Raw genomic sequence first — 458 nt, forward strand, 5'->3', positions numbered from 1 at the left:
GTCCTGCATGATGATCGCCAGCACCCCTGCCAGCGGCCCGAGGCCGACCGCACGCACGAAAATCAGCCCCCAGATAGCCATGTCGATCCCGCGCAGCACATCAAACAGGCGGCGCATCAGCAGGGCGAGGGTCCCCAGCACCACGCCGCGCATGATGTTGCGGGCGGCGAAGAAGGAGAGCAGCAGCGCCAACACCGTGGCGGTCAGCGTCCCGGCGAAGACGATGGCCAGGGTGACGCCGATTTGCGTAAAGTAATAGCCGAACGGCCAGTTCCAGAAGTCGTGCCAGACGAACATCCGCGCCAGGTAGCGGCCAATCTGCTGCAGGCCGGTGGTCAGCTGTTCGCCGCTGACGCCGAACTGCAGAAAAAACCAGACGTAATAGAGCAGGCAGGCCAGCGCCACCAGCCCGACGTAGCGCAGGTAGCGCCCCTGGACCTGATAGAGCTGCTTATGTT

1 pseudogene is annotated in these 458 nt (G+C 63.8%); it reads right to left on the reverse strand.

What is annotated here, in order from left to right:
- Positions 1-458 (reverse strand): annotated as a pseudogene (locus D7X99_RS42030) (hypothetical protein); the annotation flags it as partial.

Origin of the sequence: Corallococcus sp. AB032C (assembly GCF_003668935.1) — a bacterium.
GTDB lineage: Bacteria > Myxococcota > Myxococcia > Myxococcales > Myxococcaceae > Corallococcus > Corallococcus exiguus.